The sequence below is a fragment of the Nitrospirillum karajorum genome (assembly GCF_036348415.1).
GTDB classification, from domain to species: domain Bacteria; phylum Pseudomonadota; class Alphaproteobacteria; order Azospirillales; family Azospirillaceae; genus Nitrospirillum; species Nitrospirillum amazonense_B.
On record NZ_JAZBQB010000001.1, the window covers coordinates 287,746 to 311,545 of the forward strand.

The 23,800-nt window shown below is 68.3% G+C and carries 18 protein-coding genes and 1 tRNA gene; 10 read left to right on the plus strand and 9 right to left on the minus strand.

All coding sequences use genetic code 11. The features are described 5' to 3' along the window. Window positions 1–9 precede the first annotated feature (9 nt). Complete coding sequence (locus UCD39_RS01315; RefSeq protein WP_442943538.1) at window positions 10–939, minus strand: ABC transporter substrate-binding protein; 930 nt, start codon at window positions 937–939, stop codon at window positions 10–12. A 292-nt stretch (window positions 940–1,231) separates the two neighbouring features. Between UCD39_RS01315 and UCD39_RS01320 the strand changes: the two genes are divergently transcribed. Continuing rightward, window positions 1,232–1,993, plus strand: a complete 762-nt coding sequence (locus tag UCD39_RS01320; RefSeq protein WP_330494341.1) for a class II aldolase/adducin family protein — start codon at window positions 1,232–1,234, stop codon at window positions 1,991–1,993. A 77-nt stretch (window positions 1,994–2,070) separates the two neighbouring features. Here UCD39_RS01320 and UCD39_RS01325 read toward each other — a convergent pair whose 3' ends face one another. After that, window positions 2,071–2,955, minus strand: coding sequence for a LysR substrate-binding domain-containing protein (locus UCD39_RS01325; protein WP_330494342.1), 885 nt, complete (start codon window positions 2,953–2,955; stop codon window positions 2,071–2,073). A gap of 343 nt (window positions 2,956–3,298) precedes the next feature. Between UCD39_RS01325 and UCD39_RS01330 the strand changes: the two genes are divergently transcribed. The 7 genes from UCD39_RS01330 to UCD39_RS01360 all read left to right on the plus strand — a co-directional run bounded on the left by UCD39_RS01330 (window position 3,299) and on the right by UCD39_RS01360 (window position 13,197). Beyond that, complete coding sequence (locus tag UCD39_RS01330; RefSeq protein ID WP_330494343.1) at window positions 3,299–5,812, plus strand: TonB-dependent receptor plug domain-containing protein; 2,514 nt, start codon at window positions 3,299–3,301, stop codon at window positions 5,810–5,812. 144 nt (window positions 5,813–5,956) lie between these two features. After that, a complete protein-coding gene (locus UCD39_RS01335; protein WP_330494344.1) occupies window positions 5,957–7,285 on the plus strand; it encodes an LLM class flavin-dependent oxidoreductase in 1,329 nt (442 codons plus the stop codon). 169 nt (window positions 7,286–7,454) lie between these two features. Beyond that, complete coding sequence (locus UCD39_RS01340; protein WP_330494345.1) at window positions 7,455–8,192, plus strand: SapC family protein; 738 nt, start codon at window positions 7,455–7,457, stop codon at window positions 8,190–8,192. Window positions 8,193–8,678: 486 nt separating this feature from the next. Next, window positions 8,679–9,620, plus strand: a complete 942-nt coding sequence (locus UCD39_RS01345; RefSeq protein WP_330494346.1) for a hypothetical protein — start codon at window positions 8,679–8,681, stop codon at window positions 9,618–9,620. Between the two features lie 139 nt (window positions 9,621–9,759). Beyond that, window positions 9,760–11,136 carry an L-seryl-tRNA(Sec) selenium transferase gene (gene selA / locus UCD39_RS01350; RefSeq protein ID WP_330494347.1) on the plus strand — a complete coding sequence of 459 codons (1,377 nt, stop codon included), beginning with the start codon at window positions 9,760–9,762 and terminating at the stop codon, window positions 11,134–11,136. Then, window positions 11,133–13,085, plus strand: coding sequence for a selenocysteine-specific translation elongation factor (selB, locus tag UCD39_RS01355; protein ID WP_330494348.1), 1,953 nt, complete (start codon window positions 11,133–11,135; stop codon window positions 13,083–13,085). The genes selA and selB overlap by 4 nt, the downstream gene beginning before the upstream one ends. A gap of 16 nt (window positions 13,086–13,101) precedes the next feature. Continuing rightward, window positions 13,102–13,197 (plus strand) — tRNA-Sec (locus tag UCD39_RS01360). Window positions 13,198–13,218: 21 nt separating this feature from the next. Here UCD39_RS01360 and selD read toward each other — a convergent pair. Next, a complete protein-coding gene (gene selD / locus UCD39_RS01365; RefSeq protein ID WP_330494349.1) occupies window positions 13,219–14,265 on the minus strand; it encodes a selenide, water dikinase SelD in 1,047 nt (348 codons plus the stop codon). 302 nt (window positions 14,266–14,567) lie between these two features. Here selD and UCD39_RS01370 point away from each other — a divergent pair, with 302 nt between their 5' ends. Continuing rightward, complete coding sequence (locus UCD39_RS01370; protein WP_330494350.1) at window positions 14,568–15,581, plus strand: permease; 1,014 nt, start codon at window positions 14,568–14,570, stop codon at window positions 15,579–15,581. A 60-nt stretch (window positions 15,582–15,641) separates the two neighbouring features. Here the strand turns inward: UCD39_RS01370 and fdhE are convergent, their stop codons facing one another. From fdhE to UCD39_RS28720, 5 genes are all read right to left on the minus strand, one after another. Continuing rightward, window positions 15,642–16,568, minus strand: coding sequence for a formate dehydrogenase accessory protein FdhE (gene fdhE / locus UCD39_RS01375; protein WP_330494351.1), 927 nt, complete (start codon window positions 16,566–16,568; stop codon window positions 15,642–15,644). Between the two features lie 108 nt (window positions 16,569–16,676). Next, the gene (locus tag UCD39_RS01380; RefSeq protein ID WP_330494352.1) at window positions 16,677–17,351 is read right to left on the minus strand and encodes a formate dehydrogenase subunit gamma; all 675 of its coding nucleotides are present in this window, start codon (window positions 17,349–17,351) and stop codon (window positions 16,677–16,679) included. After that, window positions 17,348–18,289: a formate dehydrogenase subunit beta gene (fdxH, locus tag UCD39_RS01385; protein ID WP_330494353.1), complete on the minus strand. Its 942-nt coding sequence runs from the start codon at window positions 18,287–18,289 to the stop codon at window positions 17,348–17,350. Before fdxH ends, UCD39_RS01380 begins: the two co-directional genes overlap by 4 nt. Further along, the gene (gene fdnG / locus UCD39_RS01390; RefSeq protein WP_503629717.1) at window positions 18,289–20,823 is read right to left on the minus strand and encodes a formate dehydrogenase-N subunit alpha; all 2,535 of its coding nucleotides are present in this window, start codon (window positions 20,821–20,823) and stop codon (window positions 18,289–18,291) included. Before fdnG ends, fdxH begins: the two co-directional genes overlap by 1 nt. A 12-nt stretch (window positions 20,824–20,835) precedes the next feature. Further along, window positions 20,836–21,429 (minus strand): hypothetical protein, encoded by a 594-nt coding sequence (locus tag UCD39_RS28720; protein WP_503629718.1) that lies wholly within the window; start codon window positions 21,427–21,429, stop codon window positions 20,836–20,838. Between the two features lie 383 nt (window positions 21,430–21,812). On the opposite strand from UCD39_RS28720, the gene UCD39_RS01395 reads away from it, so the two are divergent. Beyond that, entirely contained in the window at window positions 21,813–22,328 is a 516-nt protein-coding gene (locus tag UCD39_RS01395; protein WP_330494354.1) for a methylated-DNA--[protein]-cysteine S-methyltransferase, read from the plus strand. Here UCD39_RS01395 and UCD39_RS01400 read toward each other — a convergent pair. Continuing rightward, window positions 22,325–23,800 (minus strand): efflux transporter outer membrane subunit, encoded by a 1,476-nt coding sequence (locus UCD39_RS01400; protein ID WP_330494355.1) that lies wholly within the window; start codon window positions 23,798–23,800, stop codon window positions 22,325–22,327. The genes UCD39_RS01395 and UCD39_RS01400 overlap by 4 nt on opposite strands.

Sequence of the window (23,800 nt, forward strand, 5' to 3'; positions counted from 1 at the left end):
TTCTTCGCGTCAAAGTGACCGTTCGAAGGCGGGCCGGACATCCAGCCCATCACCGCCCAGCCCCACCTTGGCGAACTGGTCCACCACGCTCTGCTGGTCGGCGATGATGCCGTCGTCGATCACCACGGGCTGGAAGTTGGTGCGGCGGATCATCAACAAGGCCACCTCCGCCGGCACGCCCGTCTGCTCGGCGAAGACGGCGGCGTATTTGTCCGGCTGGGCGCGGGTGAAGTCGCGGGCCCGGTTGATGCGGCCGACGAAGTCGCGCACCAGGTCGCGCCGCTGGGACAGGGCCGCCGGCGTGGACAACAGGTATGACAGGCCGGGCATGCGTCCCTCCGCGTTCACCAGCACCGTCAAGCTGTCATGCAACTCCCCCAGGGCGCTGTAGGGGTCCCAGGTGGCCCAGGCATCGATGCTGCCGGCCAGCAGGGCGGCCTTGGCATCGTTGGGCGCCAGGAAGGCGATGGTGACCTTGTCCACCGGCACCCCCGCCTCCGCCAGCGCGCGCAGCACCAGGAAATGGCCGATGGAGCCCTTGCTCGTGGCGACGGTATGGCCGGCCAGGTCGGCCACCGTCCGCACCGGCCCGTCGCCCTTCACCAGGATGGCGGTGCCCGCCCCGCTGGAGCGGTAGGCCGCGACCGCCTTGACCTGCGCCTTGCTCGCCAGGCCGAAGCCGAAGGGCGCGTCACCCACCGCGCCCACGTCAATGGCCCGGGCGTTCAGCGCCTCGATCACCGGGGCGGCGTTGGGGAACTGCGCCCATTCCACCTGATAGTCCAGGCCGGGCTTGTCGTCAGGATAGGCGCTGAGCAACGCCTGCAACCCGCCGCGCTGGTCCCCCACCTTCAGGACGCCCGGCGCCTTCTTGTCATCGCAGCCGGTGAGCAGCGCCGGAACGGCGACGGCCGCCCCCAGCCCCGCGCCCGCCCGCAAGAAACCCCGCCGCGACCAATCCCGACCCCACGCCATGATGCACCCGAACCCCAATGTTTACCGCCAAGGCCCAGGCTAGCGGACGCGGGCGGCGCCGACTGTTTGATAAGTCTCAACAGTCGCTTGAGCAGCCCCCAGAGGGATGGGCGCCGCAGGCGCGCTCAAGCGATGCTTTAAAAACCCCAATTTGACGTATCGCCCGCGTGGATCAACGGTGAAGGCCAATCATCATGATGGAGAATGACGATGGCGGACGGATCCTGACCTGGGCATCCAGTCCCTGAAGGGGCGGGTGGATGAGGCGGAGTGGCAGGTGCGGGTGGAGTTGGCGGCGCTATACCGCCTGGTGGCCCTGTTCGGCTGGACCGACCTGATCTACACCCACATCTCCGCCCGCGTACCGGGGCCGGAGGAGCATTTCCTGATCAACCCCTACGGCCTGTACTTCGATGAGATCACCGCCAGCAGCCTCGTGAAGGTGGACCTGGACGGGAACATCCTGCAGGCGCCGGCCTGGAACGACTCAACGGGGGGCGACACGGAATACGGTATCAACCCGGCGGGCTTCACCATCCATTCGGCCATCCACGGCGCCCGGCCCGACGCCAAGTTCGTCATCCACCTGCACACCGCCGACGGCATCGCCGTCTCAGCGCACAAGGAGGGGCTGCTGCCCCTGAACCAGCATTCCCTGACCGTCATCCCGCGCTTGGCCTATCACGACTATGAAGGCATCGCCCTGCATTTGGATGAGCGGGAGCGGCTGGTGGCCGATCTGGGTGACAAGAGCCTGATGCTGCTGCGCAACCACGGCACCCTGGCGCTGGGCCCCACCGCCGCCCACGCCTTCCTGGGCATCCACGCCCTGGAACGCTCCGCCACCCTGCAAGTACGCACCCTAAGCGCCGGTCGCAACGGCATCCTGCTGGCCCCGGAACACGCCCAGGCCGAGGTGCGCCAGCAGGTGGCCAACCACCGCCCCGATCACGCCAAGCTGCCCTGGGCCGGCCTGCTGCGCCGCCTGGCCCGGGAATCGCCGGGGTATGACGCGTAACTATCCGTTACCCATGAAGGGAAGGGCTCACGACAGCGATGCCGTGAGCCCATTTTCATATTCGAGCGCCGTTGAAATCACGCCGCGTTGGCCCGCGGCTCATCCTCCTCACCGTCATCGTCCCCGGCACCTTGGGCCGCGACCGCCTGGCGCACCAGACCGATCAGGCTGGCGATGGACTCCGACGGGTTGGGGCGGTGGGCGAGGACGACGCTGACGGGCGCCAGAGGCGGCAGCACCCCGTGCGGTAGGGGCGGCAGCGGGTCGAAGGCCATGGCGCGGCAGGTCAGGCCCAGGCCGGCGCGCACGGCGGCGCGCAGGCTGGACAGGTTAGGGGTTTCCACCACGATGCGATGGGGCCGGCCGATGCGGTCCAGGGCCGCCAGCGCCGCCTCACGGAAGCGGCACGGCGTTTCCAGCACCACCAGGGGCAGCACGTCGGCGCTCAACAGCTCCGGATTGCCCATCCAGCGCACCGGCACGGTCAGCACGCCGTTGGGATCGCCCGCCGGGCCGAAACCCGCCACCACGTCCAGCCGGTCGGCCGTCAGCAGGTCCAGCAGTTCCGCGGTGCCGGCGATGCGGGCGTGCAATTGCGCCTGGGGGTGGATCTGGGCGTAGCTGGCCAGCACGCCGGTCAGCAGGGTGTCGGTCATGTCCTGCACCATGCCCACGCGCACGGGCCCGGCGAAGGCCCCGGCGGTGACGGCGCTGACCGCCTGCTCGTTCATCTCCAGGATCTTGCGGGCGAAACCCAGCAGGGTGACCCCCGCCGGCGCCAGGGTCAGGCGCCGCCCCTCCCGCAGGAACAGCTGCGTCTGCAGCAGATCCTCAAGCCGCTTGATCTGCAGGCTGAGGGCCGACTGGGTGAGGAAGATGCGCTCCGTCGCTTTCTGCAAGGTGCCGGCGTCGACGATGGCGACGAAGGTGCGCAGCAATTCGGTGGGCAGATTGGGGGGCATGGGGCACGGTCCTCACTGTCCATGGGTTCTCATTGCCCCAATTACACATGCCGACACGCAAGACAGCAACCTGAGTCCGCAGCATAGCGATGTACAATATATCGCATAGCTCCATATTTCACACTTATTTAAAGCATTATAAGAATCCAGCCTTTCCAAGGCTTCACCTCGGGCAGCCCGCCGCAATGATGCGCGGCCTGACTACCAATTTAGTACCCTCATCAGATCCTCAAGGATAAGTCGATTTACGGGCCAGGGCAGCGGCCTGTCTAAAAACCCCATCGCTTTATTCAACACGGGGAAGCCTGGCAGGCGTGCCAAGCCGGGCCCAAGGGGGTTTTACATGCGTGCCACCGCCATCTTGAACCGCCACAACATCCTCCTGCTGGCCACCGCGCTGGCCCTGCCCGCCGTTGCCGTCACGGCGCACGCGGCGGAACCGGCCGCCCCGGCGACAGCGACCACCGGCGCCCCGGCCAGCGGCAGTGTGGAATTGGACGCGGTGCAGGAAACCGTGGTGACGGGCCTGCGCGGTGGCAGCCGGGCGGCCATCGACAGTCCCTCCCCCATCGATGTCGTGGGGTCGGCCGCCTTGGCGGAGACGGGCAAGGTCGGGCTGAAGGAACTGCTGAACCAGCTGGTGCCCTCCTTCAACCTGCCGGGCGTCAACGGCGGCGGCACCAGCTGGACCGTGCGTTCCACCACCATGCGCGGCCTGAACGGGGACCAGGCGCTGGTGCTAGTCGATGGCAAGCGGCGGCACAACACCGCCCTGATCAACAACCTGGCGCGCATCGCCAACGGCGGCGTCCCGGTGGATTTGGACCTGATCCCCGTGGGGGCCATCGATCATATCGAGGTGCTGCGCGATGGTGCCGCCGCGCAATATGGATCGGACGCCATCGCCGGCGTCATCAACATCATCCTGAAGAAAAACGCCGAGGGCGGCGGTGTCGAGAGCAGCCTGGGCCAGAACTACGGCGGTGACGGCTTCACCAAGCACGTGGCCGCCAACTATGGGCTGGAGCTGCCGCGACAGGGTTTCATAAACCTGTCCGCCGACTACAAGGACAACCAGTCGGCCAGCCGCGCCGCCCCCACCAGCGTGGCCAACCTGTACAACCCCCTGGCCAACGGCGCCCGGGACCCGCGCGAGGCCACGGCCGACCGCACCTTCTACGGCGGCGGCTACGGCCCCGGACAGGAGACGATCTACAGCGGATCGTATAATGCCGAATTACCGGTCGGCGACGACGTCACCCTCTATTCCTTCAGCACCGTGTCCAAGCGGCGGTCGCGCAAGAATACCGGCAGCTTCCTGCCCAACAACCTCAACTCATTGCCCGAGGTCTATCCCAACGGCTTCAACGCCCTGCGCCGCATCTGGGAGACCGACTTCCAAACCACGGTGGGCGGGCGGGGTGAGATCGCCTCCTGGTCCTGGGATCTCAGCACCACCTATGGCCGTGACGACGCCAAGCTGGATGGCGAGAACACCCTGAACGCCACCCTGGGGCCGACCAGCCCCACCTATTTCCACCTGGCCGACCAGACCTTCGACCAGGTGACCACAAACCTGGACGTGAACCGCCCATTGGATTTCGGGCTGCCCGCCCCGGTCACGGTCGCCTGGGGCTTAGAGCACCGGTATGAGCGCTATGAGATCGGCCCCGGTGACCCGGCCAGCTACGCCATCGGCAGCTATGTCATTCCCAGCGGCTACTACGCCGGCCAGCATCCACAGCCGGGCCTCGCCTCGTACAGCGGCACCTCGCCCGCCGACAGCGGTGCCATCGCCCGCAACAACGGCGCCGCCTATATCGACCTGGCCACCAACCTGACGCCCGCCTGGTCGGTGGACGCCGCCGGCCGGGTGGAGCATTACACCGGCGCCGTGGGCGACACCGCCAGCGGCAAGATCGCCACGCGCTATGAGTTGGCGCCCGGCTACGCCCTGCGCGGCACGGTCAGCAATGGCTTTCGCGCACCCTCATTGGCGCAGAGCATCTACGCCTCCTCCACCTTCACCGGCACGGTGGACGCGGCCGGCAATTACATTACCCTGCCCATCAAGGTGCTGCCGGCGACCTCGGGCGAGGCCAAGGCCCTGGGGGCCACGCCCCTGACACCAGAAACCTCCACCAACACCAGCGTGGGCGTGACGGCCGAGCCGGCGCGCAACCTGCAACTGACGCTGGACGCCTACCGCATCGACATCAAGGACCGCATCGTCGAAACCGGGCTGCTGACCGGCAGCGCCGTGTCCACCATCCTGCAGCGCGCCGGCTTCGCCCCCGGCCTGTCGGCGCAGTACTACACCAACGCCGTCGACACCCGGACGGACGGGGTGGACGCCGTGGCCAACTACCTGGCGGATCTGGGGGATGCCGGCGACGTGCGGCTGGGCGCCGCCTACAGCTGGACGCGCACCACCATCACCCATATCAAGCCGACGCCCACGCAACTGGCCACCCTGGGCTATGCACTGTTCGACCGGCAGCGGCAGGCGGACCTGACCGACGGCACCCCGCGCGGCAAGCTGATCCTGTCGGCCAACTGGCATTGGGACCGCCTGCATGTGGGCACCCGCGTCACCCGCTACGGCAGCTATACCGAGGCCGGCACGGTGGCCAGCAACGATCGCACCTTCAGCGCCAAATGGATCACCGACCTGGACGTGGGCGTGGATTTGACCGACCGCGTCAGCGTCAGCCTGGGCGCCAACAACCTGTTCGACGTCTATCCCGACGCCATCGGCATCGTCGACGCCAAGACCGGCCTGAACAAATACGGCCTGTTCTCTCCCTTCGGCATCACCGGCGGCTATTACTACAGCCGCGTCTCGGTGAAGTTCTGAGCCATCCTTCAGCGCCGCCAAACAATCGCTGCACGATTTCCAAAATTTCCGGCAGGCCCGGCGGCGCTAGACTTTTCCCCGACAGCCTTCCCCGAACCAATTGATGGCGGCCAGCCCCTGGACACCGCCTGGGAGACCCACACCATGACCCGTACCCTGCACCTGGGCGCCATCCTGGCCGGCGTCGGCACCACCCATGGCGACTGGCGCGATCCCGACCTGCCCTGTGACGCCAGTGTCGACATCAACTGGTACATCGACGCCGCCCGCCAGGCCGAAGCCGCCAAGTTCGACCTGGTCTTCATCGTCGACAGCCCCTACATCACGCCCGACAGCGCACCGCATTTCCTGAACCGGCTGGAACCGCTGACCCTGCTGTCGGCCCTGGCCGTTTCCACCAGCCACATCGGCCTTGTAGGCACCCTGACCACCTCATATTGGGAGCCGTACAACGTCGCCCGGCAGTTCGGCTCGCTGGACAATATCAGCCGGGGCCGCGCCGGCTGGAACGTGGTGACCACGGGGCTGGAGGGGGCCGCCCGCAACTATGGCCGCGACCAGCATTTCGACCATGCGGAACGCTATCAGCGCGCGGCGGAGTTCGTCTCCGTCGTTCAGGGCCTTTGGGACAGTTATGAGGATGACGCCTTTCCCCGCGACAAGGCGGCCGGCGTGTTCCTGGACAAAAGCAAGCAGCATGCCCTGAACCACAAGGGCCGCTTCTTCTCCGTCGCCGGCCCCCTGGCCCTGACCCGCAGCCCGCAGGGGCAGCCGGTCATCTTCCAGGCTGGCGACAGCGACGCCGGCCGTGACCTGGGCGCCCTGATCGCCGACGCCACCTTCGCCACCCCCGACACCTTCGAAGGCGCCCAGGCCTATTATGCCGACCTGAAGGCCCGCGCCGCCGCCAAGGGCCGCGACCCGGACAAGATCGTCGTTCTGCCCGGCCTGACGGTCACCATCGCCGACACGCAGGAAGAGGCGGAGCGCCTGGCGGCGGAGCAGGAGGCGGACCTTGACCTGGACAAGCTGCTGGTCCAGTTGGGCCGTCCCTTCAACTACCACGACTTCCGGCAATACGACCTGGACGCCCCTTTCCCCGACCTCAGCCATGTCAGCCTGAACGGCTACAAAGGTCATGCGGAGCGCATCATCCGTACGGCGCGGGAAGAAGGCCTGACCCTACGGGCGGCGGCCTGGCGCTTCGGCCGCTGGCGCGGCAGTTTCATCGGCACAGCGGAGACGGTGGCCGATGAGATTGAGCGCTGGTTCGTGGGCCGGGCCGCCGACGGCTTCAACATTCATGTCAGCAAGCCTGGCGCCTTCCGGCAGTTCACCGAGCAGGTGGTGCCCATCCTGCAGCGTCGCGGCCTGTTCCGAACCGACTACACGGCCAACACCCTACGCGGCCATCTGGGCCTGGACGTGCCCGTCAACCGCCACAGCATCCGCCTGGCCCAGGTAGCGGAATGACAACCCGCGAAGCGAGGTGGGCAATCGGGGGGTGGATAGCAGTGCCCATTCCTCCGCCATCGGTGGTAGCGTGGCGGCGACGGGCGTTACCCCGTCGCCGATGTTGACCGCGCGCGGGAAAGGCCCCCTAACATCCGGGCCTTCCCCCACCTTGGGATCTGGAACAGAGATGAGCACGCAGCAAACCCTTCCCGCCTTCTACCAGCGCCCCCGTCCCCTGGCGGCGGAGCGTGATGGTGACCTGTCGCTGGCGCCGGTCACGGACTATCGGTTCGCCACGGGCGCCAACTCGGTCCCCGTCATCGGGGCGGAGTTCACGCTGGCGTGCAAGCACTATCCCATCCTGTTCCTGGATGGCGCCCCGCCCCAGGCCGTGGTCCTGCTGGGCCTGCGCAATGGCGAAAACCTGTTCGTGGATGCCGAGGGCGGCTGGGAACCGGGCGCCTACATCCCCGCCTATGTCCGCCGCTACCCCTTCATCTTCCTGGAAAACCGGGAGAAGGCGGAGTTCACGCTGTGCATTGACGAGGCGGCCGCCAGCCTCGGCCGCGGCAGCGCCAACAAGCTGTTCGACGGTGGCCAGCCGACCGAGGTGACCCGCAACGCCCTGGCCTTCTGCAGCGACTACCAGGGCCATTACAACGCCACCACCGACTTCGTGGAAGCGCTGCAAAAGGCCGGCCTGCTGGTGGAAAACCGCGCCGACGTGACGCTGAAGGACGGCCAGAAGCTGAGCCTGGCGGGCTTCAAGGTCATCGACGAAGGCAAGTTCAACCAGCTGAGCGCGGAAGAGTTCGAGCGCTGGCGGCAGCGCGGCTGGCTGCCCCTGGTCTATGCCCATTTTGTTTCGGTCAGCAATTGGGCCGGGCTGGTGGACCGGACGGTGCAGCGTCCCGCCACCAATTGAGGTAACGCCGCGACACGCGGACAAACGGCGGCCCGGGGAAACCCGTGGCCGCCGTTGCTGTTTCCGGGATGACGGAAACAGGTTTCACTGACGATTAGTGTTCTATTCGTGAAGCGGCTCAAACCGCGAAGATCGTGCCCAGCAGCATGAGATACAGCAGGGCCACCAGGGGCAGGCAGGCTTCCGCCCACGCTTGCGTCCGTGGGCGTGCGATCGCCGTCGCCGTCATTCTCATGATCATTCCTCCAGCATAGGCCGTTGGATGATTTCAATCATCGCCGCACAGAATCGTCAATACAAAATATATAACACCATTTTTATTGTTATTACTCTTGCCCCATTGTCCCCTGGCCGCCGCATAGCATTTCCCTGGAACGGGCGATGAAAGGGTTGGAGCCGATGCGCATGGGAAATCCACGGTGCGGCGCGAAAGCAAACGGATGGCGACCGGCAGCCAGAATCGCCTGGACCGTGGTCGCCGGGGGGATGCTGTTGGCGCCGATGGCGCGGGCGCAAACCGCCGGGGCGGACCCGCAAGCCATCCGCGACGCCGTGCGCCAACAATTGAAGGCGGAGGATATCGGCCACGGTTTTGAAACCCTGGGCGTCTTCGGTGGCACGCCCGACGCCAGCGCCGCCCGCTACAGCAGCGACAAGATCACGCTGCACGGCTACAAGCTGCCCATCACCCACAGCTTCCGCGACAAGGACGACACCGACGGCGTGGCCCCCTACCTGGAGGTGACGCTGGGCTATGAAAGCGCCTGGCAGGACACGGCGCTGGCGAGCGTCGGCGGCCCGGCCGACGCCGGACAGGTCAAGCAAAGCTACAAGTCCTATTCCGCCCTGGGTGGCTTCGGCCTGGACATCCCGGTGGGCCCATCCACCACCATCCGGCCGGTGGCGTTGGGCGGGTACACCCGCATTCGCGGCAGCGGCGAATTCAGCGGCACGGATGCCGACCTGCTGCGGGAAAGCACGGGCGGCATCCTGACCAGCATGCGCATCGACAGCTTCCTGGCCGGCGGCGGGGTGGAGGTGCAGCACGACCGCGCCCTGCCCGATGACCTGCGCCTGCACCTGATGGGCCGCTTCAGCGAGTTCGCCGACATCCCCAACCGGGTCAGCGACCCCTCACTGGAAACCACGGGCAGCTTCGGCTTCGCCACCGTCAACGCGCAGTTGGACGGCCCACTGGGCCACCTGTTCGCCGACGACCTGCGCTGGATCGCCTTCGGCCGGGGGAACATCCTGATCGGCGCCCAGCAGGCGTTCTTGGGCTTTGACAAGTTCCTGGAGGTGGGCGGCGGGCTGGAGGTGATGACGCCCCATATCGGCTATGGGGTGGAGGGCGTCACCCTGCGCGGCTCCGCCATCGTCGGCAACGGGGTCCGGGGCTGGACCGTGGGCCTAGGCCTCGCGTTTTGAATCCTGGCGTTATGAGCGATCGTCGGAGGCCGGAGACCACACGGCGACAGGACGGGCCAAGGCGTTGATTCCGGCGGGATTGACCAAATTTTAAAAGGGGGCCACAAGGGGTTCGTCCCCAACGAAAGCGCCCCGTCCCGTGCGTCTCCGCGACCTACCCTCCATCAGCGCCGTCCTTGCCACCCCCGCCGCGTCCGCGCCGCTGGACCGCCACGGTCGTGCGGCGACGACCGACGCCATCCGCGCCGTGCTGACCGAGGCGCGTGTCGCCCTGCTGGCCGGCGGAGACACGGTCCCGGATGCCGAGGCGGTGGCGGCCCTGGCACTGACCCGGCTGGAGGACGCCAGCCGGTCGAACCTGCGGCCCCTGTTCAACCTGACGGGTACGGTGTTGCACACCAACCTGGGGCGCGCCCTGCTGGCGCCCGAGGCGATGGAGGCGGCCCTGGCCGCCATGGGTGCCCCGGTGGCGCTGGAATTCGACCTCGACAGCGGCAAGCGGGGGGAGCGTGACGACCATGTCCGCGCCCTGGTGTGCGAGCTGACGGGGGCGGAGGACGCCACCGTGGTCAACAACAACGCCGCCGCCGTGCTGCTGGCGCTGAACACCCTGGCCAAGGGCCGTGACGCCATCGTTTCGCGCGGGGAGCTGATCGAGATCGGCGGCGCCTTCCGCATGCCCGACATCATGGCCCAGGCCGGCGCCCGGCTGGTGGAGGTCGGCACCACCAACCGTACCCACGCCAAGGACTACAAGGGCGCGCTGACGGCCGAGACGGGCGTGATCCTGAAGGTCCACACCAGCAATTACCGCATCCAGGGCTTCACCAAAGAGGTGCTGGCGCCCGAGCTGGCGGAGATCGCCCACGGCGCCGGGGTGCCCCTGCTGAACGACCTGGGCTCCGGCACCCTGGTGGACCTCTCCACCCACGGCCTGAAGCGGGAGCCGACGGTGCGCGAGGCGGTGGCGGAGGGGGCGGACCTGGTCACCTTCTCCGGCGACAAGCTGCTGGGCGGGCCCCAGGCCGGCTTCATCGTCGGCCGCCGGGACCTGGTGGCCGCCGTCAACCGCAACCCGATGAAGCGGGCCCTGCGCGTGGACAAGGTGCGGCTGGCAGCCATCGAGGCGACGCTGAAGCTGTACCGCGACCCCGACCGCCTGGCCCAGCGCCTGCCCACCCTGGCCCTGCTGTCCCGCCCCAGGGCGGAGATCGAGGCGCAGGCGCAGTGCCTGGCGCCCATCCTGGCGCAGGCCCTTGGTGACGGCTACACGGTCGAGGTCTATGACTGCGCCAGCCAGATCGGGTCCGGCGCCCTGCCCCTGGACACCCTGCCCAGCGCCGGCCTGGCCGTGCGCGCGGGCGGCGGCGCCCTGACCCAACTGGCCGCCACCTTCCGCGCCCTGTCCCGCCCCATCATCGGCCGCATCGAGGACGGGTGCCTGGTGCTGGACCTGCGCTGCCTGCGCGACGAGGCCGCGTTCGTGGCCACGCTGGCGGAGCTGCCCCGGCCATGATCATCGGCACCGCCGGCCATATCGACCATGGCAAGACCGCGCTGGTCCGCACCCTGACGGGCGTGGACGGCGACCGCCTGAAGGAGGAGAAGGCCCGGGGCATCACCATCGACCTGGGCTTCGCCTACCTGCCCTTGGCCGACGGCCCGACGCTGGGCTTTGTCGACGTGCCGGGGCATGAGCGTTTCGTCCATACCATGGTGGCGGGGGCCGGCGGCATCGACTACGCCCTGCTGGTGGTGGCGGCCGACGATGGCGTCATGCCGCAGACGCGCGAGCATCTGGCCATCATCGACCTGCTGGGCATCCGCCACGGCCTGGTGGCCTTGACCAAGGCGGATCTCGCCACGCCCGATCGGCTGGCGGCGGTGACGGCGGAAATCCGGGCGGCCCTGGGGGGCACCAGCCTGGACAGTGCCGACATCCTGCCCGTCTCCGCCCTCGACGGCACCGGCGTCGCGGACTTGCGGGCCCGGCTGGAACATGAGGCGCGCGCCCAGGCGGTGGCCAAAAGCACGGCCGAAACCGGCGCCTTCCGCCTGGCCATCGACCGCGCCTTCACCCTCACCGGCGTGGGCGTGGTGGTCACCGGCACGGTGCTGTCCGGCCGCGTGCGGGTGGGCGACACCGTGACGGTCAGCCCCTCCGGCCTCACGGCGCGCGTCCGCTCTCTGCATGCCCAGAACACGGTTGCCGAGGAGGGCCGGGCCGGCGACCGTTGCGCCCTGAACCTGGCCGGGCCGGACATCGTGAAGGACGCGCTGCACCGGGGCGATATGGTGCTGGCCCCGGCCCTGCACGCCCCCACCGACCGCATCGACGCCAGCCTGCGCCTGCTGCCGCGGGAGGCGGGGGCCAAGCCGCTGCCGCAATGGTTCCCGGTGCGGCTACACCATGCGGCGGCGGAGGTGGGCGCCCGCGTCGTCCTGCTGTCGGAGGACACGCTGGCGGGCGGCGAGGCGACGCAGGTTCAACTGGTGCTGGAGCGGCCCATCGCGGCGGCGGTGGGCGACCGCTACGTCATCCGCGACGTTTCCGCCCAGCACACCCTGGGCGGCGGCCGTTTCATCGACCTGCGCCCCCCGCCCCGCCGCCGCCGCACGGCGGAACGCGTGGCCCAGCGCATCGCCCTGGCCCTGCCCGATGCCAGGGCCGCCCTGGGCGCCCTGCTGGCCATCCCGCCCCATACCGTGGACCTGACGGCCTTCGTCCGTGACCACGCCCTGCCCGGCGATGCCGCCGAGGCACTGGCCGCCGAGCTGGGCCTGGTGGTGCTGGAGCAGGGGGAGGCGCGCACCGCCCTGTCGGCGGAGCAGTGGGCCACCTTCCTGGCGCACCTGTCGGAAACGCTGGCCGCCTATCACGCGGAGAATCCGGACCTTCAGGGCATGGGACGGGAGAAGCTGCGCCTGGCGGTCCAGCCCCGCCTGCCCGCCGCCGTCTTCGCCGTGGCGGTGCAACGCGCGGTGGCGCAGGGGCTGGTGGCGCTGGACGGCTCCTTCATCCGGCTCAGCGGCCACACCGTGCGCCTGGCGCCGGCGGATGAGGCGGCCTGGGCGGAGATGGCGCCCCTGCTGGGCGGCGAGGTGCGTTTCCGCCCGCCGCGCGTGCGCGACATCGCCACCGAAACCGGGCGGGAGGAGACGGAGGTGCGCCGCATCCTGAAGCTGGCCGGCCGCATGGGCTGGGCCGACCAGGTGGCGCACGACCATTTCTTCCTGCGCGACACGGTGCGGGAGATGGTGGCCATCGCCGTGGACGTGGCGGCGCAGGCCCCCGGCGGCACCTTCGTCGTGGCCCCCTTCCGCGACCGCATGGACAACGGGCGCAAGGTCGCCATCCAAATCCTGGACTTCTTCGACCGCCACGGCGTCACCCTGCGCCGGGGTGACCTGCGCCGCATCAATCCGCACCGGCTGGACTTGTTCGGCCCGCCTGTGGTTTTGTGAGTTCAGCGGTTTAGACGGAAGGGAATCGCCCCTGGTGGGGCGTCCGGACTTCAAATCCGGGTGGGGCAGCGAGACTGTCCCGGGTGGGTTCAACTCCCATTCCCTTCCGCCAATTTTCGGTCGCTGCCGGGGCTCACCCCACCCGCACCACCGGTTCCCCCTCCGTCACGCGGCCGATGACACGCGCCATCGGATAGCCCGCCTCCACAACCTGCCGGCAGATCGCCTCCGCCCGCTCCAGCGCCACGGCCACCAGCAGGCCGCCGGAGGTCTGCGGGTCGGTCAGCAGGGCGCGCTGCCACGGGGCCAGGTCGGCGGGCAGGCGGGTTTCCTCGCCATAGCTGGCCCAGTTGCGGTTGGAGGCGCCGGTGATGAAGCCGGCCTGGGCCAGTTGGGCCGCCTGGGACAGGAAGGGCAGACGGTCCCAGTCCACCGACAGCGTCACGCCGGCACCCCGCGCCATCTCCAGCCCGTGGCCCAGGAGGCCGAAGCCGGTGACGTCGGTGATGGCGTGCACGTCGGGATCTTGCGCCAGGGTGGCGCCGACGCTGTTCAGCAGGGTGGTGCTGGCGATCATCTCGGCATAGCCGGCCGCGTCCAGATGCTGCTTCTTGAAGGCGGCGGAATAGACGCCCACGCCCAGGCCCTTGGTCAGGATCAGGGCGTCGCCGGGGCGCGCGGTGGCGTTGCGGCGGATGGCCTGGGGCGGGGCCACGCCGATGACGGCCAGGCCGTAGATGGGCTCACCTGAATCGATGGAATGGCCGCCGGCCACGGGAATGCCGGCCTCGGCGCAGACGGCGGCGCCGCCGGCCAGGATCTCCCGCACCACCTCGGGCGCCAGCTTGCCCAGGGGCATGCCCAGGATGGCCAACGCGAACAGGGGGCGGCCGCCCATGGCGTAGACGTCGGACAGCGCGTTGGTGGCGGCGATGCGGCCGAAGTCGCGCGGGTCGTCCACCACCGGCATGAAGAAGTCGGTGGTGGCGATGATGCAGTGGCGGTCGTCCAGTTGCCAGACGGCGGCGTCGTCCCCCGTTTCCGTGCCCACCAGCAGGTTGGCGTAGGCCGCCGTCTGCGCCTGACCCGCCAGCAGCTGCTGCAGCACCGCCGGCGCCAGCTTGCAGCCGCAGCCGCCGCCATGGGCGAGATCGGTCAAACGTATCGGGTCATTGGACATTTCTATCGCCTTTACTTGTATGGATGCGCCGTCTTTTGTAGGGATGGCAGGATCGGCCACCGCATGCAGATAAGGACATTGCCAATATTTGCAAGCGGCGTTAAGACGGGTTTTGTTCCGATCGAGGACGCCTATCGCCTGCAACCGGCGATCAGCGGCGCCCGATGCGGAACCCGTGGCCCGGCCGGGCCCGACCCCGCGCGACGCCCCAGGCCGGGCGCCGCGCGACCCAGCCCCCTGCCCACCGGATCATGATGTCAGTACAAAAAGCCCCCAAGATCAACCCGCCCCAGATTCATCCGATGATCGGCCCCGCCATCGTCGTGCTGATCGCCGTCGCCGGCCTGTTCTATGTGAAGTGGTCGCCCTATTACGCCCGCGCCTTCGTCGCCGCGGCCAACCATGCCATCGGCAAGTCCATCCTGATGGGCAGCGACGCCGCCGCCCCGGCCCCATCCTGGGACGCGGCCGTGGGCTATGCCCTGGCCTATGGCAAGGCCATCTGGCAGGCCATGGTGCTGGGCCTGCTGCTGGGCTCCGCCATCCAGGCGCTGCTGCCGGTCAACTGGGTGGCGCGGGCGCTGGGCCGCACCGGCTTCGGCAGTGTCCTGGCCGGCGGCCTGCTGTCCCTGCCCGGCATGATGTGCACCTGCTGCGCCGCCCCGGTGGTCATGGGCCTGCGCCGGCAGCAGGCCGCCCCCGGCGCCGCCATGGCCTTCTGGCTGGGCAACACCGTGCTGAACCCCGCCACCCTGGTGTTCATCGGCTTCGTCCTGGGCTGGCAGTGGACGGGGCTGCGCCTGGCGCTGGGCCTGGTCATGGTGCTGGGCATGGGCGCCCTGGTGAACCGCTTCAGCCCCATCGCCGACCAGCAGGCCGCCCTGCACGCCCTTCAGGCGGAGGCGGAGGCGCAGAACCCCTTCGTGCGCTGGCTGAAGATTCTGGGCCGCATGGCGGTGCGCCTGATCCCGGAATACATCGTCATCGTGCTGGTCCTGGGGGCGGCCCGCGCCTGGCTGTTCCCCACCATCGGGCCGGAGGTCGGCAACAGCTTCATCTGGATCGCCGCCTTCGCCATCGCCGGCACCCTGTTCGTCATCCCCACCGCGGGGGAGGTTCCCATCATCCAGGCCATGCTGTCGCTGGGCATGGGCGTGGGCCCCGCCGGCGCCCTGCTGATGACCCTGCCGCCCGTCAGCCTGCCGTCCATCGCCATGCTGCACCGCTCCTTCCCGCCCAAGGCGCTGGCGGCGGTCATCGCCGGCGTGGTGCTGCTGGGCATCGTCGGCGGCTATCTGGCGGTGGCGCTGTTCTAGCCGTCACCACCCGCTCGACTGCGGACGGCCCCGGTGCCATGAGGACCGGGGCCGCTCTCCCTACGCCAGCAACAGTGGGTTGGGCGCGTGTCGCAGCCAGCCGACCTCGGCCACCATCAGGTCCAGGCCCAGGCTGGCCAGATCGTCGGCGTAGGGGTCCAGCTTGGGGTCCTTGGCCAGGTACAGCATCTTCGCGTAGGTGTGGCAGTCGTCGCAGGTTTCCACCTGCACGGCGCCATTCTCCCCCTCCACGCTTTTCAGCGACAGCTGGGCCGACTGGCCACAGGTGATGCACACCGCCCGCACATGGTTCCAGGCGGTGGAGCAGAGGGAGCAATAGAGATAGCGCACGCCGGGCGTGGCGCCCGAGGCGGTGATGACGCCCGCCACCGGGGTTGAGCCGCAGCAGGGGCACAGGCCGCGCTCGGGCAACAGGGGTGCCTGGCTTTCCTCCAGGCTACCAGCCAGCTTGGTGAAATAGACCTGCAGGGCCGCGGCGATGAAGACGGCGCGGCCGGCGTCATCGGGATTGACCGCGCCGTGCAGGAAATCGTCGGCCAGATGTTCCAGCGTCTCGCCATCCACGTCGTTCAGGCTGTCGATGACGGCGGCCACCAGGTCCGGCACCTCCGGCAGGCGGTCGAAATAGCGCAGGATCAGGGTCAGCGCCTCCCGCCAGGCGACGTCGCGGTCATGGCCGTCGGCGGCCAGCGGCGGCATGCCGGCGCCATTGGCCTTGGCCACATCCTCCGCGTCCACCGCCGGCAGGTCGATCATGTCGGCGGCCTCCTGCTGGGCCTGCGACAGCTCACACAGGAAATCCAGCCATTGGGCCATGGGGTGGTCCACGGCCAGCACCCCCAGCCGCCCGGAGGTGCGGGCGAACCGGGTGGTGGGGTCCGGCAGGATCACCGGGGCCGGGGCCGTCACCCCGCCCTGTGGGTTGCCCATCCACGGCGCCTTGGGCGCCACCTCACCCTGTCTCATGACCGGTCTCTCCCGGGGCGGCGCCTTGCCGCCCCCGCATCGTATGAAAGAAATGGGGCGCGGGCCCCGGCAGGACCCGCGCCCCTGATAGATAGGCCCAGATGCCGCTCAGTGCTCGCGGAATTTAGCCGTGCTGGTGGGCGTCGGCCCCGGCGAGCCGCTGGCGACCAGGCTGCGGAACCACTTGCGGTGGTGCCGGTGGGCCCAGCCGGGCGTCACCCAGCCATGCAGCATGGCCCGCATGGACCCCTTCACCCAGATCGCCGCGTAGACATGCGTGATCCAGATCAGGATGGCGCCGATGGCGCCCATGCTGTGGATCAGTACGGCCACGCGCTGCGTCTCGATGGAGGTGGCGGCGCCGAAATAGACCTCCCAGATCAGGATGCCGGTGACGAACAGCACCGGGATGATCAGGGCCATGCCCCAGAACACCACCTTCTGGCCGGCGTTGAACCGGCCGACGGGCGGCACATGCTCCTCGTCATTGGCCATGACGCGGTCCAGCTTCCTGGCCCACGCGGTGTCGTCGCGGTTCCACAGGTTGTCCCGCCAGAACTGCACGAACAGGCCGATGAAGCTGACCATCAGGGTCACCCCCAGCCAGGGATGCACCGCCCGCATCCACTGCCCGCTGCCGAACAGGTTCGACAGCCAGAAGAAGACCGGGTGGAACATGGCCAGGCCCGACAGGGTCAGCAGCACGAAGCAGATGCCGGTGATCCAGTGGTTCAGGCGGGTGGCCGTGGAGTTGCGGACCAGCGTCCCCTTGGGATAGCTCATGACTTGCCCTTCCCTTCTGAATCCCCCTTGCCTGACATCTCGGGGCCTGACATCTCCCGGCGCGCGGCCTCCTCATCCTCCGCCGTCGTCTCGTTGGGACCGGAGACGATGGAGTGGACGAAGGTGCTGACGGCGGCGAAGGCCAGGCCGGCCAGGGCCAAGGGCTTCAGGAAGCCCTTCCACGCCCCCACCAGCGCGCTGATATGCGGCTTGTCCGGCAGGCCGGAATAGAGCGAGGGCTTGTCGGCGTGATGCAGCACGTACATGACGTGCGTGCCGCCCACCTCCGGCGGGTCGTATAGGCCCGCGTTCTGGAAGCCGCGCTCCTTCAGTTCGGCGATGCGCTCGCCCGCCCAGTCCTTCATGTCGTCTTTCGAGCCGAACATGATGGCGCCGGTGGGGCAGGTCTTCACGCAGGCCGGCTCCAGCCCCACGCCCACGCGGTCGGAACACAAGGTGCACTTGTACGACTTGTGGTCCTGGGCGCTGATGCGCGGGATGTTGAAGGGGCAGCCCTTCACGCAATAACCGCAGCCGATGCAGTTCTCGCTGATGAAGTCGACGATGCCGTTGGCGTACTGGACGATGGCGCCGGGGGCCGGGCAGGCCTTGAGGCAGCCCGGATCCTCACAGTGCATGCAGCCGTCCTTGCGGATCAGCCACTCCAGGTTCCCCTGCTCGTCCTCGTACTCGGCGAACCGCATCAGGGTCCAGGTGCCGGGGTTGAGGTCGTGCGGGTTCTCGTAGGCGCCGTGGAACTCCTCCATCTCCGGCCGCAGGTTGTTCCATTCCATGCAGGCGGACTGGCAGGCCTTGCAGCCGATGCAGCGGCTGACGTCGATCAGCTTGGCCACCTCAAGCTCATGGTGGCGCACCGAGGGCGGCGTCAGGTTGGTGGCCGACCGGCGGATATAGTCCTGGGATTGCAGGTCGGCCATCACAGGCTCCCCACCTTGGTGAGAGACTTCGGCACGCCCTGGGCGTCACGCGGCCCTTGGGCCACGTCCACCGCGGGCGGCGCGCTGGTCTTCTCGATGTTGAGCAGGAAGGCCTTGAACTCCGGCGTGTTGGTGTTGGCGTCGCCCACGAACGGCGTCAGGGTGTTGGCGCCATAGCCCTTGCGGGCCACGCCGGTGAAGCCCCAGTGGATGGGGCAGCCGATGACGTGCGTCGGCTTGCCATCCACCATCAGCGGCTTGATGCGCTTGGTCACGAAGGCCTTGCAGATCACCTGGCCGCGCTTGGACGACACCTTGACCCAGCCGCCCTGCTCGATGCCCTTCTCCTTGGCCAGGGCCTCACCGATCTCAACGAACTCCTCCGGCTGGAGGATGGCGTTGATCAGGGCGTGCTTGGTCCAATAGTGGAAGTGCTCGGTCAGGCGGTAGGTGGTGCCGACATAGGGGAAGTCCTGCGCCGTGCCCATGGCCTTGCGGTCGTTGGGGAAGACGCGGGCGGCCGGGTTGCTCTTCACCTTGGGGTGAAGCACGTTCTCCGCCGGGCTTTCGAACGGCTCGTAATGCTCAGGGAACGGACCCTCGACCATCAGGCCCCGGGCGAACAGGCGCCCCTGCCCTTCCTGGTTCATGATGAAGGGGCCGACCCCGTCCTGCGGTTTCACGGTCGGGCCGTAGTCCGGCACGTCGAAGCCCACCCACTTGGACCCGTTCCACTGGATGACGGGCTTGTGCGGGTTCCACGCCTTGCCGTCCAGGTCGGCGCTGGCGCGGTTGTACAGGATGCGGCGGTTGGCGGGCCAGGCCCACGCCCAGTTGGGGGCGATGCCGGCGTCGCGCGGGTCCGACGCGTCGCGCCGGGCCATCTGGTTGCCCTTCTCCGTCCAGCTGCCGGCGAAAATCCAGCAGCCGGACATGGTGGTGCCGTCGTCTCGCAACTGGGCGAAGCCGTCCAGCTGCTGTCCCGCCTTCAGCACCACCGCCCCCGTGTCGTCCTTGATGTCGACCAGGGCGCGGCCGTTCATCTCCCGCGCCAGCTCGGCCGGTTGCGGCTCCGCCGGGTCGGCATAGGACCAGCTGAGGTTCAGGATGGGATCGGGGAAGGCGCCACCGTCCTTGGCGTATAGGGACTTCAGGCGGTGGTACAGCCCGGCCATGATCCACAGGTCGGGCTTGGCCTCGCCCGGCGCGTCCGCCGCCTTCCAGTGCCATTGCAGCCAGCGCGCGGAGTTGACGAGCGAGCCCTCCTCCTCCGCGAAGCAGGTGGTGGGCAGCTGGAACACCTCTGTCTGGATCTCGGCCGGCTTGGACGGGTTCTGCGGACCGTAGTCCTGCCAGAAGTTGGCCGTCTCCGTATCCAGCGGGTCGATGACCACCAGATACTTCAGCTTGGACAGGCTGCGGCGGATCTTGCCCCGATCGGGGAAGGCCTGCATGGGGTTGAAGCCCTGGCAGATGTAGCCATTCATCTGCCCGTTATCCATGCGCTCGAACGCGCGCAACACGTCGTAGCCGTCCACGTCCAGCTTGGGCAGCCAGTCGTAGGCCCAGTTGTTCTCAGCCTTGGCGGCATCGCCGTACAGGGCCTTCTGGAAGCTGACGAAGAACTTGCGGTAGTTCTGCCAGTAGCTGGTCTGCCCCGGCCGCAGCGGCTTGAACTGCTTGGTCTCCAGATACTTGTCCAGGGTGACGTCCGAATCCTTCGGAATGGTCATGTAGCCTGGCAGCAGGTTGGACATCAGGCCGACGTCGGTCAGGCCCTGGATGTTGGAATGACCGCGCAGCGCGTTCATGCCGCCACCGGCGACGCCGATGTTGCCCAGCAGCAGTTGCACCATGGCCATGGCGCGGATGTTCTGCGCCCCCACGGAATGCTGCGTCCACCCCAGCGCGAACAGGCTGGTCAGCGCCTTGTCCGGCGCCGCCGTGCTGGCGAAGATCTTGCAGATCTCCAGGTACTTGTCCTGGGGCGTGCCGCAGATGCGGGACACCAGCTCGGGCGTGTACCGGGCGACATGCTGCTTCAGCAGGTTGATGACGCAGCGCGGGTGCTGCCAGGTGTCATCGGACTTGGCGTAGCCCTGCTCATCCAGCTCGTAATCCCAGCTGGACTTGTCGTAGCTGCGCTTTTCCTCGTTATAGCCGGTGAACAGCCCATCCTCGAAGCCGAAGCCTTCCTTAACGATCAGGCTGGCATTGGTGTAGGCCTTCACATAGGCGTGCTGGATCGCATCGTTCTCCAGCAGATAGCGCATGACGCCGCTGAGGAAAGCGATATCGGTGCCCGGCCGGATGGGGGCGTAAACGTCGGCCACGGAGGCCGTGCGGGTGAAGCGGGGATCGACAACGACCAGCTTGGCCTTGTTCTCGATCTTGGCCTCGATCACCCATTTGAAACCGCAAGGATGCGCCTCGGCGGCATTGCCGCCCATCACCAGCACGACATTGGCGTTCTTAATGTCCTGCCAGGTGTTGGTCATCGCACCGCGACCGAATGTTGGGGCCAAACTGGCCACCGTCGGTCCGTGTCAGACACGCGCCTGGTTGTCGAACGCCAACATGCCCAGCGAGCGGGCGACCTTCCACGTGGCGTAGGCCGTCTCGCTGGACGAGGCGGAGGCCGCCAGCATGCCGGTGGACAGCCACCGGTTGACCGTGTCACCCGCCGCGTTCTTCTCCACGAAGTTGGCGTCGCGGTCCTGCTTCATCAGCGTGGCGATGCGGTCCAGGGCAAAGTCCCAGGAGACTTCCTTCCACTCGCTCGCCCCGGCGGGCCGGTATTTCGGAACCGTCAGGCGGCCCGGCGCGCGCACGATGTCCAGAAGGCCGGCGCCCTTGGGGCACAGCGTGCCGCGGTTCACCGGATGGTCCGGATCACCCTCGATATGGATGACCGAGGACTTCACGTTCTTCGCGCGATCGCCCTGGCTGTAGATAAGAATACCGCAAGCCACCGAGCAGTAGGTGCAGGTGTTGCGGGTTTCGGTGGCGGCGGTCAGCCTGAACGGCCGGACAGAGGCCGCCAGCGCCGAACCCGCGAGGCCGAAGCCCAACGCGCCCAGGCTGGAAGCCGCAAGTCCCGCGCCGGACAGCTTGATAAAGCCGCGACGACTGAGATCCATGTCTCACACGCTCCCGTGAAAAATCGGCCCTGCCGGAACGCCAAGACCCGCCCCGAGGGCAAGCAGACGCCGGCAGACGAATACGGCATCATAAGACGGCGGCGCCCACCGTCAAGTTATTGCCGGCGAATTTATACGGGAGCGAATGAACACCAGGCAGTTGATAACCATTCTCATTAACTAAATTCAGAAAATTGGTTGCGTCATGCGCAAACTGTATTACCAAACCAAAAGTATATCCCGGATATGGGCCGATACACGTCGCCCCGCTAACCGCTATATTCGATTGAACATAGCGATAACTGTTATGATGCCTGAATGAAGGCCCTTGCGCGGGCGGCGGACCGCCGCCACCCTGCGCCTCCGCCGAAGGAACTGTCATCATGGCCACCGCCACGCCGTTCGCGTTCAAGACCCTGCCCTCGCCCGTCGGCCGCCTGACGCTGGTGGCCGGGGACGAAGGCTTGGCGGCGGTCCTGTGGCAGGATGACCGGCCCGGCCGGGTCCGCCTAGGTACCCTGGCGCACCAACCCGACCACCCCGTCCTGCGGGAGGCGGAGCGGCAGTTGCTGGCCTATTTCGCGGGCGATCTCACCGTCTTCACCGTGCCGCTCTCTTTCACCGGCACCGCGTTCCAGCGGCAGGTGTGGCAGGCGCTGCTGACCATCCCCTATGGCGCGGTGCGTAGCTACACCGACATCGCCCGTCAGATCGGCAAGCCGGCGGCCGTGCGGGCGGTGGGGGCCGCCAACGGACGCAACCCGCTGTCCATCATCGCACCCTGCCATCGCGTGGTGGGGCTCAATGGCGCCCTCACCGGCTTCGCCGGCGGGCTGGAGGCCAAGGACTATCTGCTGACGCTGGAAAGACGGCGCGGGACCGGCGCCGTTCCCCCTTAACGCGCGGCGGCCGTGGCTGCGGACGGCACCTCACCGGCAACCGTCCAGCCGCCGCCCAGGGCGCGGTATGTCGCCACGAGATCCTGCGCCACCTGGATACGGCTTTGGGCCAGTTGGTCCTCCGCCGCCAGCTGGGTGCGCTGGGCGTCCAGCACGGTCAGGAAGTTGTCGGCGCCATAGCGGTAGCGGGTTGCCGCCAGGCTGGCCGCCCGGGTGCTGGCCGTGGCGGCGGTGTCCAGCGCGGCGCGGCGTGCCCGTTCCTGGGCATAGCGGACCAGCGCCGTCTCCGCCTCCTGCCAGGCGGTCAGCACCGCCTTCTGGAAATTGGCCAGGGCCTGGTCGGTGTTGGCGTTGGCCTCGCGGATACGGGCATAGAGGGCGGCGTCGAACAGCGGTACGCTGATGCTGGGCCCGATGCCATAGGTGAAGGCGCCCCGCGCGGCCAAGTCCCCCGGCTGCAGGGCCTGCACCCCCACCGACCCGGTGAGCGAGATCTTGGGATAGAGGTCGGCGGTGGCGACGCCGATGCGGGCCGTGGCCGCCGCCAGGGCCCGCTCCGCCGCCGCCACATCGGCCCGGCGGCCCAGCAGCGTGGCCGGCGTGCCCACGGCCACACTGTCGGGCAGGTCGGGCAGCGGGGCCGGCGCGTCCAGCAGGGCCGCCAGCGCCCCAGGCTCCCGCCCCGTCAGGGTGGCCAGAATGTGCTCATCCGCCGCCACCGTGGCGCGGAGCGGCGGGATGGAGGCCAGCGTGGTTTCCAGCTGCGCCTGGGCGCGGGCGATATCCAGGTCCGTCCCCCGGCCGGCATCGCTCAAGGTATGGGTCAGGTCGAAGGTGCCGCGCTGGTTTTCCGCGTTGCGCAGCGCCACGGACAGGCGCAGTTGCGCGCCGCGCAGATCGACATAGGTGCTGGCCACGTCGGCGATGATGACAGTCAGCACCTGATGGCGCAGCGCCTCCGCCCGCGCGGTGTCGGCCTCCGCCGCCTCGATGGCGCGGCGCACCTGGCCGAACAGGTCGATTTCCCAGGACAGGGTGCCGCCCGCGGTGGTGACGTTGCTGTCGGGCAGCTGCGCGTCGGGCAGGCCCTGTTGCGTGGCCGCGGCCGCACGGGCGCGGCTGTAGCTGGCGCTGGCGCCCACCGACGGCAGGTTGCGGGCGCCCACGGCCTCGGCTTCCGCGCGCGCGGCGCGGACCGCGGCGTCAGCCGCCTTCAGGTCCAGGTTGGCCTTGACGGCGTCAGCCACCAGTTGGTCCAACACCGGGTCGCCCAGCTGGCGCCACCAATCCTCCAGCGGTTCCTCCGCCTTCAGCAGGTTGGCGTCCCCGTCCATGGCGTGAACGGCCCGGGTGAAGGGCGCCCCGGCGGCAGCCGGTGTGGCGGGCGTGTGGTAATCCGGCCCTACGGTCACGCAGCCCGACAGGGGCAACAGGACGACCGTCAGGGTCAGTAGGGCACCTGGAATACGCAT